This window comes from Mesorhizobium sp. M0047 (assembly GCF_040323315.1).
Classification (GTDB): domain Bacteria; phylum Pseudomonadota; class Alphaproteobacteria; order Rhizobiales; family Rhizobiaceae; genus Mesorhizobium.
Genome location: NZ_JAMYUW010000026.1, coordinates 33,551 through 50,291, shown reverse-complemented (window position 1 = coordinate 50,291; position 16,741 = coordinate 33,551). Strand labels below are relative to the sequence as shown.

Sequence of the window (16,741 nt, the reverse complement as noted above, 5' to 3'; positions counted from 1 at the left end):
GGCTTACCGGCCGGCCGCTTCCGATCCCAGATAGGCGATGCGCAGCATATTGGTCGAGCCCGGCGTCCTCAACGGTACGCCAGCGGTGATGATGACGCGGTCACCGGGCTTGCCGAAGCCTTCCTCGAAGGCGATGCGGCAGGCGCGGTCGACCATGTCGTCAAGATCGATTGCGTCGGGTGAGACGACGCAATGCGTGCCCCATAGCAGCGACAGCCGGCGCGCCGTGTTGACGATCGGCGACAACGCGACGATCGGCACTTGCGGACGCTCGCGGGCGGCGCGCAGGCCGGTGGTGCCGGACGCCGTGTAGGTGATGATCGCCGAAAGTTTCAGCGTCTCGGCGATCTCGCGGGCGGCCAGCGAAATGGCGTCGGCGCCGGTCGCTTCCGGCTCGGAACGCTGTGCGTTGATGATGCCGGCATAGGTCGGATCGGTTTCGACCTTGGTGGCGATACGGTTCATCATCGCTACGGCTTCGACGGGATACGCGCCCGCCGCCGATTCCGCCGACAGCATGACGGCATCGGCGCCTTCGAAGACTGCGGTCGAAACATCCGACACCTCGGCGCGGGTAGGCACCGGTGCTGTGATCATCGATTCCAGCATCTGCGTTGCAACCACCACCGGCTTGCCGGCGCGGCGCGCGGCGCGCGTGATCTGCTTCTGGATGCCGGGTACCGCCTCGAGCGGCATCTCGACGCCGAGATCGCCACGGGCGACCATCAGCGCGTCGGACAGTTCGATGATCTCCGCCAGCCGGGCGACGGCCTGCGGCTTTTCGATCTTGGCCATGATCAGCGCCCGGCCGCGCGCGATCTTGCGCGCCTCGGCAAGATCCTCCGGCCGCTGGACGAAGGACAGCGCGACCCAATCGACGCCCGTGGCCAGCACGGCATCGAGGTCCTTGCGGTCCTTCTCGGTCAGCGCGCCGACCGGCAGGTCGGTATCGGGCAGGCTGACGCCCTTCTTGTCGGAGATCGTGGTGCCGGCGACGACGGTGCAGACGATCGACTTGCCGTCGCTTCTCACCGCCTTCAATTCGAGCTTGCCGTCATCGATCAGCAGGCGATGTCCGGCCTCGACGGAGGTCAGGATTTCGGGATGCGGCAGATAGACCCTGGTCGAGGTGCCGGGTTCGGGATTGTCGTCGAGCGTGAAGGTCTGGCCGACGGTCAGCACTTCCTTGCCATTGGCGAACTTGCCGACGCGCAGTTTTGGCCCTTGCAGATCGGCCAGGATGCCGATCGGCCGGCCGACCGCTTCCTCGACAGTGCGGATGCGTCCGACCAGCGTGCGCATCAGCTCGTGATCGGTGTGGCTCATATTGATGCGGAACACATCGGCGCCAGCTTCGAACAGTTTCTTCAGCATCTCCTCCGACGAGGAGGCCGGACCGATGGTGGCTAGGATCTTGACCTTGCGGCTACGTCTCATTGACTGTTTGTTCCCGGGGCGGCTGGAGCGCCTCCCGTTGTGGACTCATCGGTCAGCTGGACCATCCAGTTTCCCTGTTCGCCCGTGTCATATTCCTGGAATCCGGCGCGCTGAAAGCCCCGTGCGACGCAGTCGGTTACGCCGGCGATCTTGAACTCTTTCTCAGCCACGCACATGTTGATCGGGCCGTCCCAGCGTCCGCCGCGCTCGGCGTCTTCTGCATAAAGATAGTAAAACCTTGATGACAGCGGCCCTTCGATCAGCGTCTTGCAGCTCGATCCCTCGATGTGCCACCAACCTTCGGTGATCCAGCCGGCCTTGGCGCGATAGCCGATACCGACGCCGACCAGATTCTGCGTGGCGTTGCAGACGCGGAAATCGGCGCGCGCCGGCGAGGCCACGACCATCGCCGACAGGCCGACGGCAAGGATCAAGAGCGGCGTGGCAAAGGCAGAGCGCATGCGCTGCCTGCCAGCGGAACTCATCCGAAAACCCCTCAAGAACCACATCAGCATCTCTCTGCGCCCCTTTTCGGAAAAGTCCGGGCGCATGTCAACGCACCGTTTTGTCCAATTCCAATCGATTTAGAAGGCTCCGGCGCACAATTCGCCGGCCTCTGCCAGATTTCCAGGGAAACCTTGGCCAAACAACGGCATTGCGCAAGCGTCGTCTTCGTGGAATGACGATAGCACCCTCCCCGGAAGCCAGCGAACAGACCATTTCCCGACAATGACCCGATCCACAGTTTTCGCGCCTTGCGATATTGTCGAAGGCGACCGCAAGCGAGGCATCGTGCTCCTGTGCGACCATGCCCGCCGCGACCTGCCCGACGATTATGGCAGGCTCGGCCTGCCGGCGGCGGAGTTCGACCGCCACATTGCCTATGACATCGGCGTCGAAACGGTAACGCGCGAACTGGCCGCTTTGCTCGACGTGCCGGCGGTGCTCGCCAATTTTTCGCGGCTGCTGATCGATCCCAACCGCGGCGAGGACGATCCGACGCTTATTCGCCAACTCTATGACGGCACTGTGGTGCCCGGGAATTACCCCATCGCTCCCGAGGAGCGCGAAAGGCGGCTCGATGGCTTCTACCGGCCCTATCACGATGCCGTCGGCGCCGTGATTGCCTCGGTCGCGCGGGCCTCTGCGCAGGCGCCCTTCATCTTGTCGGTGCATTCCTTCACGCCGGCCATGCAAGGGGTCCAGCGTCCCTGGCATGTCGGCATCCTGTGGGACCTCGACGACCGGGTGGCACGCCCGCTGATCGATATGCTGGCCGAGGACGAGAACCTCGTCGTCGGCGACAATGAACCCTATGACGGCGCGCTGCGCGGCGACACCATGTACAAGCACGCCATCATCAACGGCTTCGCTCATGCATTGATCGAAATCCGCCAGGATCTGATAGCAGACCAGAAGGGCGCGCTCGACTGGGCCGAACGGTTGGCGCTGATCGTTGACGCGATCAATCGCCGTCCCGATATACATGTCGTGAAGATGTTCGGCTCGCGCACCGGGCCGCTATGACGGAGGTTTCGATGACCGAACTCAGCGACGAGCAGAAGCGCGACTTCGAGGCCGCCGCCTTTCGCCGGCTGGTCCAACATCTGCGCGAACGCAGCGACGTGCAGAACATCGATCTGATGAACCTCGCCGGCTTCTGCCGCAACTGCCTGTCGAACTGGTATCGAGACGCGGCCAATGCCGAGGGCGTCGACCTCAGCAAGGACCAGTCGCGCGAGATCGTCTATGGCATGCCCTATGCGCAATGGCAGGCACTCAATCAGACTGAGGCCTCCGACGCCAAGAAGGCCGAGTTCGAGGCACAGCGCCCCAAGGACCACTAAGCCCGCTTGGCCCAAACGCTTTCGAAATAGAGCGCTTGACTGGAAATTGAATCGATCTAATTTGCCGCGCGAAGCCATTTTCTGACCGGATTCGCCTTATGAACGCGTCAACAGCCATGCAGACAGCCATTCGCGGACGATGGGCCGTCGCCGCCATTTTTCTTGCCAACGGCTTCCTGACCGGCAGCTGGGCGCCTCAGATTCCGGTGTTCCTGACCCGGCTCGACATCTCGAAATTCACGCTCGGCTTGTTGATCCTGCTGTTCGGAGCCGGCGCCGTCGCCGCCATGACCTGGTGCGGCCATTTGATCTCCAGACATGGTTCGCGCAACGTGCTGCGCTGGTTCGGCCTTTGTGGCAGCCTCGGCCTGCTGGTCGTGGCGCTGGCGCCCAATGTGCCGCTTGCAGCCATCGCCATGTTCATCTTCGGTGGCTCGATCGGCGGCATGGACGTCGCCATGAACGCCAATGCCGTGGTGGTCGAACGGCGGCTCTCCCGCGCCATCATGTCGTCGTCGCATGGCTTCTGGAGCCTCGGCGGTTTCGCAGGCGGCGGCCTCGGCGGCTTCGTCATCCAGACCTACGGCCATCTCGCCCACGCGGCGGTGGTGACTGCGCTCGCCTTCGCGGTGATCGCGGTGGCGGTTGGCTATCTGATCGGCGAGAACAGGCCGCAGGCGGCCGGGCATCACAAATTCACGCTGCCGGCCAACCCGCTGGTCTACCTCGTCGGACTGATGGCGCTGCTGACGATGATCTCCGAAGGCGCGGTGCTCGACTGGGCGGCGCTGTATCTCAGGCAGGAACTCGGCGCAGACCTTGCCATCGCCGGTCTCGCCTATGCTGCCTTTTCCGGTGTCATGGCGATCATGCGGTTCTTTGGCGACGGCGTACGCAACCGCTTCGGCGCGGTCACGACGCTACGCGGCTCGGCGGTTGTCGCGGCTGCTGGCATGCTGATCGCCGGACTGTCGCCCTCGCCCTGGCTTGCAATCGCCGCCTTTGCCCTGTGCGGCTTCGGCATCGCCAACATGGTGCCGATCATCTTTTCTGCCGGCGGCAATCAGGAAGGCATGTCGTCGGGCACCGGCATGAGCGTCGTCACCACCATGGGCTATTCCGGCATATTGGTGGCGCCGTCGGCGATCGGCTTCGTTGCCGAGCATTCGAGCTTCGGCCCGATCTTCGTAGCCATGTCGGGGCTGCTGATCGTCGTGCTGTCGATGGCCGGGCTTGCTCACCGCGCCAAATTCGCTGCCGCGCCGGCCGAATAGCGTTTCAGCTCTTCGTAGAGGAAATCTGCCACGCGGCGGATACGCACGCTGGTGCGCACGTCGCGATGCATGGCCAGCCATACCGGCAGATCAGGCAGTGGCAGCCCAGGCAGCAATTTCTCCACCGATGGATCACGGTCGACCAGCGGCTGCTGGCCGAGACCGATGCCGTTTCCCGCCCGCACCGCCTCCCAAAAGACGATCTGGTTGTCGGCCCTGAAGCGGAAACTGCTCCGCGTAACAGGGATGCCATACTGGGTGAAGCCCCTGATGATCTCGTCGCTGCGGTCGAAGCCGACCAGATCGTGATCGACAAGGCCGGATGGCTCCAGCGGGCGGCCACGGCGGTCGAGATAGGATTTTGCCGCGCAGACGCAGAGCGGAATATCGCAGACCTTGCGCGCCACCAGTTCATTCTGCGCCGGCTTGACCATGCGGATAGCGATGTCGGCATCGCGGCGCAGCAGGTTCTCGACCTGATTGGAGGCGACGATCTCAACCTCGATACCCGGCTCCTCGATCCCTAGCCGCGCCGTCATCTCCGGCAGCACATAGGCGGCGACAACTTCGCTGGCGGCGATACGCACGGTGCCCTCGATTGCCTCGACCGATCCCAGCGCCAGCAGTAAAAAAGCGCTTGCCTGCTCGCTGACTGCCTTGCCGCGTTCAAACAGCGTGCTGCCGGCTTCCGTCAGTTCATAACCGCGCCGCCCGCGCCGGAACAGCGTGACACCCAGCGCCTGCTCCAGTTCGGCGACGTGGCGGCCAAGTGTCGGCTGGCTCGCCGACAGTTTTCGCGCGGCAGCCGACAAGCTGCCGGTTTCCGCCACGGTGACGAAGCTCTTGATCAGGTTCCAATCGAATTCGCCCATTCATTTATGAATATCAGAGCGCCAATCATTGTCAATTTCAATTCACTTGCGGAGCGATCATATTCAGGCTGCAAACACAAACGCGGAGACCAGAAATGACCAAGATCGCAATTCTCGGTGCCAATGGCCGGCTCGGCCGCGTGGTCGCCAAGGCCTTCATCGATGCCGGCTATGATGTCCGCGCAATCACCCGCAGCGGCAAGGTGCCGACCGAACTCAACGGCGCCACGGCGGTCGCCGGCGACGCGCTCGACCGCGAGGGCTTGATCCGCGCGACGGAAGGCGTCGACATTATCTTCAACGGCCTCAACCCGATCTACACCGATTGGGGCAAGTGCCTGCCGATGGCCGAGAACGTCATGGCCGCTTGCCATGCGAATGACACGCTGCACCTCTTCCCCGGCACCGTCTACAATTACGGCTCGCCAATGCCGGCGGTGATCACGGAAGACACGCCGTTCCACCCGACGACAGAGAAGGGCCGCATCCGCTGCGCCATGGAGGATTTGTTCCGCTGCGAGGCCGACGCCGGCCGGGTGCGTACCATTCTCTTGCGCGCCGGCGACTTCTTCGGCGGCACCGGCAGCGGTTCATGGTTCGACCTGGTCGTCGCCGCCAAGATGACCAAGGGCATCTACACCGCTCCTGGTCCAGTCGATGTCGTGCATGAATGGGCCTACCTGCCGGACTTCGCCAAGGCCTTCGTCGGCCTGGCGCAGAACCTCGACAAGCTCGGCACCTATGAAGCCCTGAACCTTCCCGGCCATGCAATCACCGACCGGCAACTCAAGGCCGCGGCAGAGAAGGCGCTCGGTCACCCGCTCAAGATGACTTCGATGCCGTGGTGGGTGCTGCGCGCCGGCAGCCCGTTCGTGGCGATGTGGCGCGAGATCGTGTCGATGTCTTATCTGCGCTTCGAGCCGCATCAACTGGTTTCGACGCGGCTGGAAGGCATCATCGGTGCGATCCCCCACACGCCGCTGGATCAGGCGGTCACTGAAGCTCTTGAGGATATCGGCATCGCCACCGTGAACGGCGCTGCGAAAGCTGCCTGACACGCCCGGCCGGCAGCCATGGCTGCCTGCCCGATCTCTTTACATCGAGAGGTCTCTCCGGGAAGGACGGACTAAACCCTTCCCATCAACACCAGCACCAGAAGCACCACCAGCACCACCCCGACAATGCCCGACGGCCCATAACCCCAGGAACGCGAATGCGGCCAGGCTGGCACGGCGCCAATGAGGACGAGAACCAGGACGATGATGATAATGGTGGTGATCGGCATGGCAAACTCCCTGCACAACATTGCTCCGGTGACAACGCTTTGCGTTGCACCCGAGACAACGCTTCACGTCGCTCCTGGAGACAACGCTTCGCATTGCTCTTGGGAGAACAATGCAAAGGCCGCCCGGTTGTTCCGGGCGGCCTTTGCGTCAGAGAAACGCAGACAGGTGGTCTATTCGGCGGCTTTTGGAAAGGCGATCTCCGGCTCCGCTCCGACATCCTGCCCCGGCGCATCGGTCGACGAGACCTCGCCCTTGCCGCGCCGGAACAGCCGGCGAAAAAACGCGTAGAAGCGACTGTTCTTGCTGCGCGTGAAGATCATCAGCATCGACGGCGTCACCACCAGCGTCAGCAAGGTGGCGAAGGAGAGGCCAAAGACGATCGCCGAGGACAGCGAAATCCACCACTGCGTCGACGGCGCGTTGATCGTCGTCTCGTGATGGAAGATTTCGAGGCCAAGGCCGAAGGCTATCGGCAGCACGCCGAGAATGGCCGACACCGCCGTGAGTACCACCGGTCGGGCGCGCTCGCGGCAGGTCTGCAGCACGGCATCCATCTTGTCCCAGCCCTCTTCCCGCAGCCGGTCATAGGTGTCGATCAGCACGATGTTGTTGTTCACCACGACACCGGCCAGCGCGATGACTCCGATGCCGGACATTACGATGCCGAAGGTCTCGCCTGTAATCAGCAGCCCAAGAAGCACACCTATGGTCGCCATAACCACGCAGGACAGCACCATCAGCACACTGGTGAACTTGTTGAACTGCATCAGCAGCACCAGGAAGATCAGGAAGATCGCAGCACCAAAAGCATTGATGAGGAAGGCGCCGGCCTCGGCGCTGTCCTCGTTGGAGCCGGCGAGCTTCCAGCGTATGCCGCTGTCGAGCTTCATGTCCGCCACCGCTTTGGTGACCTCCTGTTGGATGGCGGCGACCTGGGCGCCAGCGGCGACGTTGGCCTGCACGACCACTGTTCGAGCACCGTCGATGCGGTTGAGGATACCAACCGTCGGCTCGGGTTTGCGCACGACGAAATTCGAGATCGGCACAGAGCCTTGCGCGGTCTGCACCCGCAACTCGTCGAGCGTCGACAACGTGCGCCGGTCTTCGGGCAGGCGCAGCCTTATGTCGACGGCATCGTCTGCGCCGGCCGGACGGTATTCCGAGAGCTTCAACCCGTTGGTCACCAGCTGCACCACGGTTCCGACTGCCGTCGGGCTGATGCCGTATTGCGCAGCTTTTGCGCGGTCGACCTCGATCGCCCAGTCGACGCCGGGCGGCGGCAGACCATCGGAAATATCGATGACGCCGGGCACCTTGGCGATGCGCTCCGCGACGGCGCGCGCCTTATCGTCGAGCCCTTTCGGATCGATCGCCGAAAGCCTGATCTGGATCGGCTTGCCGGTCGGTGGTCCGGCCTCCGGCACACGCACCTCGACATCGACACCTGGAATGCCGGCCATGACGCCACGCAGATCGTTCAGGATATCGTTCGCGGATTTGCGCTCGCGCCAGTCGATGAACTCATAGTTGATAACGCCGACCACATCTTCCGGAACGTCCTGGCCGCCGCCCTGCGTCTTGCCCACGCGGGTATAGACCGATTTGATGCCGGGCCAGCCGAGCATCCTGTTTTCCGCAATCTTCGTCGCGGTGTCCATTTCGGCCAGCGAAAGGTTGCCGCGGGCATGAACGTAGAGCAGCCCGTAATCAGGCTCGACGCTGGGAAAGAATTCCACACCCGCGCCATACTTCACATAGCCAACGAACACACCGCTCAACAAGACGACAGTAAGGACCAGCACGGTGATTGGGAATCGCACTGCCTGCTTGACCACGGCCATGTACCAGCCGTCGCGGTGCTCATCCTCGTGATGCTGCGGCGCCTTGGCGAAGATCGCTCCGAGCGTCGGCGCGAACACCAGCGCGTAGAGCATCGAGGCCGACAGCGTGACAATCAGCGTGATCGGCATGTATTTCATGAAGTCGCCGATGATGCCCGGCCAGAATAGCAGCGGCGAGAAAGCGGCGATGCGCGTCATCGTCGCGGCGATGACCGGGCCGGCCATGCGCTTGGCGGCCAGCGCGAAGGCTTCCTCCTTGGGCATGCCTTCGCTCATCCGTCGCTCGGCGAACTCGGTGACGATGATGGCGTCGTCGACCAGCATGCCGACGGCCAGGATGAGGCTGAACAGCACGATCATGTTGATCGTGTAGCCCATTATCGCCAGTAGCAGGATGCCGATCAGGAAGGACGACGGAATGGCGAGACCGATCAGCAGCGAGGCTCGGCCGGACAGCGCGTAAAGGATGACGATGAACACCAGGATGACGGCGATCATCACGTGGTTCTGCAGGTCGCCGAGCAGCTGGTTGACAAAGACGGACTTGTCTTGCGTGTAGGTGACGTGCATGCCCTCGGGCATCGTTTTGACGAAGGTGTCGGAGACTTCCTTCACCTTGGTGAGCGTGTCGATCAGATTGGCGCCGATGCGCTTCTTGACTTCGATGGCGATTGCCGGCTTGCCGTTGAGGCGCGTGATAGTCGTGGCGTCGGCGAAGGTCGAACGGATCGTCGCGATGTCCTTGGCTTGCACGACGGCGTTGGCGCCGGCGACGACCGGCAGCGCAGCCACATCCTCGGGCGTCTCGATCAGCGACGGCACCTTGACGGCGTATTTGCCCTCCGCGCCCTCGATGTTGCCGGCGGCAACCAGACTGTTGGAGCTGCCAACCGCACCGATCAGCTGATCAAGCTGCAACCCATAGGACGACAGCTTCATGGGGTCGATGACGACTTCGACGAGATCGTCGCGTGAGCCCTGCAGCGAGCCTTCGAGAACGCCGGGCACCTCTTCGATGCGGTCGCGCAGTTCGCGCGCGGCGGCGGTCAGCACACGTTCGGGCAATTCGCCCGACAACGTGACGACCATCACCGGGAATTCCGAGATATTGATTTCGGTAACGACTGGCTCTTCGGCCGCCTGCGGCAGATCGGCCTTGCCGTCCTGCACCTTGCTGCGCGTGTCCTGCAACGCCGTCGCCAGATTGGTCTGCGGCTGGAATTCGACCATTACATAGCCGCCACCCTGGAAGGCGGCCGAGCGCATTTCCTTGAGGCCCTTCAGGCTCTTCAGCTTGCTTTCCATCGGCCGTAGCAGAAGCCGCTCGGAATCCTCGGGCGAAATGCCTTGGTATATCAGGCTGACATACATCATCGGAATCGGAACGTCGGGTTCCGCTTCCTTCGGCGTCGCCTGATAGGCGACCCAGCCCGCCAGCAGAAGGAAGACCAGGACCGAGATGGTCAGGCGGGCATTGTTGATTGCGAGTCTGACGATATCCATGGCTAACGCCTGTCGTTGAATTGCAGGAGCTGCGTCGCAGCCGATTGTCCCCGTCCAGGGCTAGTCCACCGCGATGCTACTGCGTGCCGGCGGTAGCTTCGCCCAGCAACTTTTTGATGGTCGCCTGGTCGGCCTCGACCGGATTGACCAGGTCGCCTTCCTTCACCAGTTCCTGGCCGGCGACGATGATGCGCGCATCGGCCGGAATGCCGCCGAGCACGAGGCCGGTCGGCGTGTCGTCGACGAGGTCGATCGGGAAGAACGCCACCTTGTTGTCCTTGCCGACGGCACGGATGCCGAGGTCGCCCTTGTCGCCGAGCGTCACCACCGAGCGGGGTAGCAGCACCGCGTCGGTCGGTTGTGCGTTGAGCGCGATTTCCGCCGTCATGCCAGCCGGCACGGAGCCGTCGCCATTGGGGATCGCCACCTCGACGCGGAAGGTCCGGGTCGCCGATGATGCGTCGCGGCTGATATAGCGCACGGTGCCTTCGACGGTCTGGCCGCTGACCAGTCGTATATTGGCCTTGTCGCCGAGCTTGAGATAGCCCAGGTCGCGCTCGCTGACTTCGCCGCGGGCAATCACCGGGTCAAGCTTGAGGATGGTTGCCACCTCGCCGCCCTGCATGATGGAACTGCCAAGCTCAACCGGCACCCTGTCGATAACGCCGTCAAACGGCGCCTTGACTTCGTTGCGGTCAAGCTCGGCCTGCGCGGTATCCAGCTGCGATTGCGCCAGGGTCAGATTGGAGCGCGCGGTGTCGAGCTGCAGCTTCGGCAAATTGCCTGACTTCATCAGTTGCAGCGACGCTTCCAACTCGGCCTGACGCTGCACAACCAATTGCCTGGCGTTGTCGACCATCGAGATCTTTTCTTCCGCCGCAAGCATCATCACCAGATCGCCGGTCTTGACGTGCTGGCCTTGCTTGACCGGCAGCTTGTCGATCACGCCGGCGACGCGCGTCGCCAGCACCGCCCGCTTGTCGGCTTCGGTCAGCCCGGAAACACGTATAGCGCGTGCATAGGTCTTGCGCGGCGGCGTCACCACCGCCACGGTGCGCAGCGGTGCCTTCGGCTCGGCTTCCGCCGCTTTGGGCTTGTTGGCGTCCGGCGCCTTGGCCTGCTCGACTCCGGCTGCCTTGGCATTGTTGGCGGCTACGCTGCCGACGGACGAAAACTCGCCTGTCGCCATCCAGGCCGCGAAACCAATGAGCACAACAATGGCTGCAAGCTTGTGAAACCTGATTCTTGGCATCGTCGTTGTTTTCCACTGCGGGTTCGGCCGGCGTCCTCATAACGCGGGCGCGTCGCCGATATGGGTGCGCGCCAAGCCGTGTTCAATTTGCCGTGATCGGCGAAGCGCGCTTCTACATCAAAGTTGTACCGCAATATAGTCCGAAAGTTGCAAGATCATTGCGCCACCGGACAAGATGCGCGCGTCGCTATCCATTTTCGATCGTCTCGTATGTGTCTTCCGCCGAGCCTGGCGCTGACTCGCGATCTCCACCGGGCCCAGCCCCAGGCAGCCAATTTGTCGTCGCGCGCATACAGCGCCACATCCTGCAGGCTATGCCCGCCATTGCTGGCGGCTGGATCCTTGATCCGGGTGCAGAATTCCGGCGAGGACCTTCCGAACCAGGCCATCTTGGTCGATGCCAGATGCCAGCCGTCGGTCCCGGGTAGCCCATGCAAAATATTGGAATAGCTGGACAAATGGCGTGTCGTGCAACACAAGCCCGGATTGCCGAAACCAGACCCATCGACACCGCTCTGGACGTTGAAGGCGTGAACGCGCGTGCCACCATAATGCGCACCGGACCAGCGCGGCCGGTCGTCCACGACACGGCGGTCGGCGCAGCGCGTACGCGAAAACACGGCGTAGATCTTGCCTCATTCGGACGGGCCTGCTGCCGCGTCGACCGGCGCGGGCGCCGGCGTCTGGCTCTCTTGCGCGATCGCGAACGGTGCTGTGAAGGCGAGCATGGCAGTAGCCGTCAGCATGATACGGAACTTTTTCATGCGAAGGCCCCGTGAAGGCGCCAGGGCAGCGCCGGGCAGCCGCCGCCCTGATCAGGACGATCGACCTGCCCTGAAACCGGGATGAAGCTGAGTTGTGTCGAGGTTGAGCTCAGGCCCGACGGCGAACCACCTCTGGGTTCTTGCGCACGGCGAGGAATTCCTTGACCCGCCAGCCTGGTGCGGGACCGCGCATCGGCTTGAAACCGTCATCGAGTTCGCCTGAGAGATCGAGCGTCGGGTGCTTGCCGACAGCGTCATAATTCTCTTCCAGCCAGTCGGTCGCGGCGGTGCGGCCGAGATCGCGCAGATAGGTCAGGAACGCCCATTCGGCATTGACCTTCGACGATGCCGACAGGTCCTTGAACGCCTCGTCGGCATCGATGCGGTGCATTCGGATGTCGCGGTATTCGCCATGCGGCAGACGGCCGGCGGCGATCAGCTCCTTGACGAAGGCGATCGAGCGGAATTCGCGCAGCAGCCCCGCATTGAAGGTGATCTCGTCGATGCGGTTCTGGATCTCATTGGCGCTCCTTGGTGTTCCCTCCCGCACCACCGGATTGATCTGCACCATCAGCACGTCCTCGGTCGCCGCCGTCTTGAAGAACGGATAAAGCGCCGGATTGCCGCCATAGCCGCCGTCCCAATAGGGGACGCCCTTGATTTCGACGGCGCGGAACAGCTGCGGCAGGCAGGCCGAAGCCATCACCGTGTCGAGGTCGATCTCGCCGTCGGAAAAGACGCGCAACTGTCCGGTTTCGACATTGGTCGCCGAAATGAACAGTTCCATCGACTTGCAGGCGCGGACATTCTTAAAATCGATCTCCTTGGCAACCACGTCACGCAGCGGATTGAGGCCCAGCGGGTTGGCGGCATAGGGCGAGAACACCCGCGACATGGTGTCGAAAAAGACATAGCCCGGCGTGTTCTCGATCGACCAATTGCCCCAGGCGACATCCCACGGCATGCGCTGCACCGGGCTGAACCGGCCTTTGGCCGCCACCGCACGCCAGAAATCGTCGAGCTTCTGTCTTGCGCCCTCAACCCCGCCGCGGACAAAACCGTCGGCCAGCGCCACCGCGTTCATGGCGCCGGCACTGGTGCCTGACACCGCTGATATCTCCAGCCTGCCGTCCTCCAGCAGCCGGTCGAGCACACCCCAGGAAAAGGCTCCGTGCGAGCCGCCGCCCTGGAGCGCTATGTTGATCTTCTTCGTCTCCTCCGCCTTGCCGTTTTTGGTCATGGCGTCGTCCTTGATCTGTCCCGCGTTGGGGGATGAGAAAATTCTGGCCTCACGCGGCGGTCCAGCCGCCGTCGACCGAGAGATGCGTGCCGTTGACCTGCGCCGCAGCGTCCGAACACAGGAACAGCGCCGCTGCCGCGATCTGCTCGACGGTGACGAATTCCTTGGTCGGCTGCTTGTCCAGCATGACCTCGCGAATGACGGTCTCGCGGTCCATGGCGTGGGCTTTCATCTGGTCGGGGATTTGCGCTTCGACCAGGGGCGTAAGCACATAGCCGGGGCAGATGGCGTTGCAGGTGACCTTGTCGCGCGCCAGCTCGAGCGCGACCGTCTTGGTCAGCCCCATGATGCCGTGCTTGGCCGCGACATAGGCCGATTTGAATGGCGATGCGACCAGGCCATGCGCCGAGGCGATGTTGACGATCCTGCCGCCGCCGGCTTTTTTCATCAGCGGAATGGCGGCGGCGACGGTGTGGAACGCCGAAGACAGGTTGATGGCGATGATGGCATCCCATTTCTCGATCGGGAATTCCTCCACCGGCGCCACATGTTGGATGCCGGCATTGTTGATCAGAATATCGACCGACCCGAATGCCTCGGCAGCTTTGGCGACAAGTGCCCTACATTCCGCCGCCTTCGACATGTCGGCCTTGACGTAGGCGCTCTTCACGCCGTGTTGTTTGGCGATGGCATCGGCGATGGCGTGGTCGGCTTCCGTGTCGGAGAAGGAATTGACGACGACATTATGGCCTTCGCCCGCCAGCGCCTGGGCTATGGCCAGGCCAATGCCGGATGTGGAGCCGGTGATGACTGCGGTTTTCCTGGTGGCCAAGGGCGGAATCCTCTGGTTGCGGCAAGAGCAGGCCTATGTTGCAGTGCAGCATATATGCCCAATGTGACGCAATAACAGCGGCCAGATTTGTCCGGCGAGATGACATTTTTGTCATGAGCCGCTGCAGCAGGACGTAAGCCAAATCGCCCCGTCCTTCCCCGCAAGCGAAACAATCTTCAGGCAACCAGGTCCGGCACCGGCCCGACATAACGCGACTGCGGGCGGATCAGCCGACCGGTTTTCTGCTGCTCGCGCGCATGCGCAATCCAGCCGGAAACACGCCCGGCAGCAAAGACATTGCTGAAGGCTTGGCTGGGAAAGCCCGCCGCTTCCAGCAGCAGCGCGGTGTAGAACTCGACATTGGTCTGCAGCGAGCGCGACGGCTTCGCAACCCGCAGCACGTCGAGCGCCGCTTGCTCCACCGTCTCCGCGAACGCCAACCGGCGGCCGGCTTCGCCCTCGCCGCCGAGTTGCCGCACCACCGCTTTCAGCACATCGGCACGCGGATCGCGCACGCGGTAGATGCGATGTCCGAAGCCCATGATGCGCTCGCCATGCGCGACCGCGTCGCGCAGCCAGCCGGCCGCATCGCCATGCGCCTGGATTGCATCCAGCATCTCGATGACAGGGCCGGGCGCGCCGCCATGCAGCGGCCCCTTGAGTGCGCCAAGCCCGGCCAGCACCGACGAAGTCAGCCCGGCCTGCGTGGACGCGACCACGCGTGTCGCAAAGGTCGATGCATTGAGACCGTGATCGCAGACCGTCACCAGATAGGTGTCGAGCGCCATCGCCAGCCCTGGCGAGGCGACGCTGCCACTCAGCATCCGCAACATGTCGGCGGCGTGATCGCCCCGGCTGTCCGGGGAGATCGCCTCCTCGCCGCGCTGCAGGCGCAGCAGGGCCGGCGTCAGCACCGCCGGCGCCGCGATCAGCAGCAAGGCGTCCGTCAGCGTGTCGTCGTCCGGCAGCAGCGCCATGCCGGCGCGCATGGCGCTGTAGACATCGAGCGATGCCAGCAAGGGCAGCGAGGGCGCAAGCCGCTCGAACACATCAGCACGCGCCTGACCCAGAGCCCGCGTCAGCTCCGCATCATCGGGAAGCTTGTCGAAAAAGCCATCCAGCAGCAGCCGAACCACCTGGGCATAGCTCCAGCGGCCGGCCAGTTCCGGCAGCGAATGACCCCGGACCGTCAGACGACCGCCAAGACCATCCACATCGGAGAGCACAGTTTCCGCCGCCACAACATCATCGAGCCCATTCGCCATAGCCTTGTCTCCTTGAAGCTTTTGGGGATCGGAGATAAGGCTGGGCAACATGGTCATCAATCTTGATCAATTGAATCAATATGAGAGTTCGATATGTCCGAGTGGCTGTCGCGAGAAGAAGCGCTTGAGCGTCTCCAGGTGCGGGCGCAGACGCTGTACGCCTATGTCAGCCGTGGGCGCATCGGCATGCGGCCCGACCGCGCCGATCCGCGCCGCAGCCAGTATCGTGCCGACGACATAGCGGCGCTGGCGACCCGGAGGGCGCGCGGAAGAAGCGCCTCGGCCATCGCCGAAAGCGCCATTGCCTGGGGCGAGCCATCGATCGTAACGGCGATCTCGACCGTCTCGCACGGTCGCCTTGTCTACCGTGGCCAGGACGCCGTTGCGCTTTCCGCGAATGCGACACTGGAAGAAGCAGCCGCAGTGCTATGGGATCTGCCTGGACCGGTGGCTTTCGAAGCGCAGTTGCCGGATGCACCCCTTGAAGACAGCCGAGCCGCGGCCTTTGCGCAACTTGCCATGCTTGCCGGCCAGGAACGCTCATCTCTCGGGCGCAATGCCGCGTCGCTGCATGCCGACGCCGTGCACGCTGTCGGCGTGTTTGGGGGGGCGGGCGGGGGCGGGCGCCCCCCCCCACGCCCCCCACAGGGAGTGATGGGGGCACTCGAGGGGGGTGGGGGGCGGCCCGCGCCAGTCCAGGTCCGGTCCATGGGCGATTGGCGCACGACTGGTCGGTGGGTGCCGGCGGCGCGGAAGCGATCCGCCGCGCGCTTGTCCTGCTTGCCGATCATGAACTGAACGCGTCGACCTTCGCCGCGCGCGTCGCGGCCTCGACCGGCGCGCCGCTGGCCGCTTGCCTGCTCGCGGGGCTCTCGACACTGTCAGGCCCTCGTCATGGCGGCGCCGGCGAGGCGGTGATGCAACTGGCCGAGGATGCGGCACGGCACGGCGCCGATGCGACGATCCGGCGCTGGCTCAGTCATGATCGACCGCTGCCGGGCTTCGGTCATCAGCTCTATCCCGATGGCGATCCGCGGGCGGAAGCGCTGCTGTCGGTAGTCGAGGTCGACGGCACATTATCGTCGCTGTGCGACGCGGCCCATGCCGCGACTGGTGCGCTTCCCAACATTGACTTTGCCCTGGTCGCGCTGACGCGCAGCCTTGGCTTGCCGCGCGATGCGCCGTTCCGCCTGTTCGCACTCGCACGCAGCGTCGGCTGGGCCGCGCATACGGTCGAACAGATAACTAGCGGAGGCCTTATCAGGCCCCGCGGCCGTTATGTGGGAGTGCTGCCATAGGGCCGAAGGGTACCGGTCTTCGGAAAAGTG

General features: G+C 63.6%; 16 protein-coding genes. 6 read left to right on the top strand and 10 right to left on the bottom strand.

Annotated elements, in window-relative coordinates; genetic code table 11:
* Window positions 1-3 precede the first annotated feature (3 nt).
* On the bottom strand, window positions 4-1,437 hold the full coding sequence (pyk, locus tag NKJ89_RS22755) for a pyruvate kinase (protein WP_023762901.1): 1,434 nt from the start codon (window positions 1,435-1,437) through the stop codon (window positions 4-6).
* On the bottom strand, window positions 1,434-1,844 hold the full coding sequence (locus NKJ89_RS22750; protein WP_352605849.1) for a DUF1036 domain-containing protein: 411 nt from the start codon (window positions 1,842-1,844) through the stop codon (window positions 1,434-1,436). The genes pyk and NKJ89_RS22750 overlap by 4 nt, the downstream gene beginning before the upstream one ends.
* Before the next feature lie 322 nt (window positions 1,845-2,166).
* On the opposite strand from NKJ89_RS22750, the gene NKJ89_RS22745 reads away from it, so the two are divergent.
* From NKJ89_RS22745 to NKJ89_RS22735, 3 genes are all read left to right on the top strand, one after another.
* Window positions 2,167-2,964 carry an N-formylglutamate amidohydrolase gene (locus NKJ89_RS22745; RefSeq protein ID WP_352605783.1) on the top strand — a complete coding sequence of 266 codons (798 nt, stop codon included), beginning with the start codon at window positions 2,167-2,169 and terminating at the stop codon, window positions 2,962-2,964.
* A gap of 11 nt (window positions 2,965-2,975) precedes the next feature.
* On the top strand, window positions 2,976-3,284 hold the full coding sequence (locus NKJ89_RS22740; RefSeq protein ID WP_352605781.1) for a DUF1244 domain-containing protein: 309 nt from the start codon (window positions 2,976-2,978) through the stop codon (window positions 3,282-3,284).
* A 98-nt stretch (window positions 3,285-3,382) separates the two neighbouring features.
* The gene (locus NKJ89_RS22735) at window positions 3,383-4,558 is read left to right on the top strand and encodes an MFS transporter (RefSeq protein WP_352605779.1); all 1,176 of its coding nucleotides are present in this window, start codon (window positions 3,383-3,385) and stop codon (window positions 4,556-4,558) included.
* On the opposite strand, the gene NKJ89_RS22730 is transcribed toward NKJ89_RS22735, so the two are convergent.
* Window positions 4,522-5,430 (bottom strand): LysR family transcriptional regulator, encoded by a 909-nt coding sequence (locus tag NKJ89_RS22730; RefSeq protein ID WP_352605777.1) that lies wholly within the window; start codon window positions 5,428-5,430, stop codon window positions 4,522-4,524. The two genes, NKJ89_RS22735 and NKJ89_RS22730, sit on opposite strands and share 37 nt — an antisense overlap.
* Window positions 5,431-5,525: 95 nt before the next feature.
* Between NKJ89_RS22730 and NKJ89_RS22725 the strand changes: the two genes are divergently transcribed.
* Window positions 5,526-6,485, top strand: coding sequence for an SDR family oxidoreductase (locus tag NKJ89_RS22725; protein WP_352605775.1), 960 nt, complete (start codon window positions 5,526-5,528; stop codon window positions 6,483-6,485).
* 71 nt (window positions 6,486-6,556) lie between these two features.
* On the opposite strand, the gene NKJ89_RS22720 is transcribed toward NKJ89_RS22725, so the two are convergent.
* The 7 genes from NKJ89_RS22720 to NKJ89_RS22690 form a co-directional block, all read right to left on the bottom strand.
* Window positions 6,557-6,715, bottom strand: coding sequence for a DUF3309 family protein (locus NKJ89_RS22720; RefSeq protein ID WP_032908138.1), 159 nt, complete (start codon window positions 6,713-6,715; stop codon window positions 6,557-6,559).
* 171 nt (window positions 6,716-6,886) lie between these two features.
* On the bottom strand, window positions 6,887-10,060 hold the full coding sequence (locus NKJ89_RS22715; protein WP_352605773.1) for an efflux RND transporter permease subunit: 3,174 nt from the start codon (window positions 10,058-10,060) through the stop codon (window positions 6,887-6,889).
* A gap of 76 nt (window positions 10,061-10,136) precedes the next feature.
* Window positions 10,137-11,312: an efflux RND transporter periplasmic adaptor subunit gene (locus tag NKJ89_RS22710; RefSeq protein WP_352605771.1), complete on the bottom strand. Its 1,176-nt coding sequence runs from the start codon at window positions 11,310-11,312 to the stop codon at window positions 10,137-10,139.
* 635 nt (window positions 11,313-11,947) lie between these two features.
* On the bottom strand, window positions 11,948-12,076 hold the full coding sequence (locus tag NKJ89_RS22705; RefSeq protein ID WP_352605769.1) for a hypothetical protein: 129 nt from the start codon (window positions 12,074-12,076) through the stop codon (window positions 11,948-11,950).
* 109 nt (window positions 12,077-12,185) lie between these two features.
* A complete protein-coding gene (locus NKJ89_RS22700) occupies window positions 12,186-13,316 on the bottom strand; it encodes a patatin-like phospholipase family protein (protein ID WP_352605767.1) in 1,131 nt (376 codons plus the stop codon).
* A 49-nt stretch (window positions 13,317-13,365) separates the two neighbouring features.
* The gene (locus NKJ89_RS22695) at window positions 13,366-14,148 is read right to left on the bottom strand and encodes a 3-hydroxybutyrate dehydrogenase (protein WP_023762889.1); all 783 of its coding nucleotides are present in this window, start codon (window positions 14,146-14,148) and stop codon (window positions 13,366-13,368) included.
* 176 nt (window positions 14,149-14,324) lie between these two features.
* On the bottom strand, window positions 14,325-15,413 hold the full coding sequence (locus NKJ89_RS22690) for a citrate synthase/methylcitrate synthase (protein ID WP_352605765.1): 1,089 nt from the start codon (window positions 15,411-15,413) through the stop codon (window positions 14,325-14,327).
* Between the two features lie 93 nt (window positions 15,414-15,506).
* Between NKJ89_RS22690 and NKJ89_RS35780 the strand changes: the two genes are divergently transcribed.
* Together NKJ89_RS35780 and NKJ89_RS35775 are read left to right on the top strand one after the other, a co-directional pair.
* On the top strand, window positions 15,507-16,211 hold the full coding sequence (locus tag NKJ89_RS35780; RefSeq protein WP_502904148.1) for a hypothetical protein: 705 nt from the start codon (window positions 15,507-15,509) through the stop codon (window positions 16,209-16,211).
* Window positions 16,148-16,711, top strand: a complete 564-nt coding sequence (locus tag NKJ89_RS35775; protein WP_502904147.1) for a citrate synthase — start codon at window positions 16,148-16,150, stop codon at window positions 16,709-16,711. The genes NKJ89_RS35780 and NKJ89_RS35775 overlap by 64 nt, the downstream gene beginning before the upstream one ends.
* The last annotated feature ends 30 nt before the right edge of the window (window positions 16,712-16,741 follow it).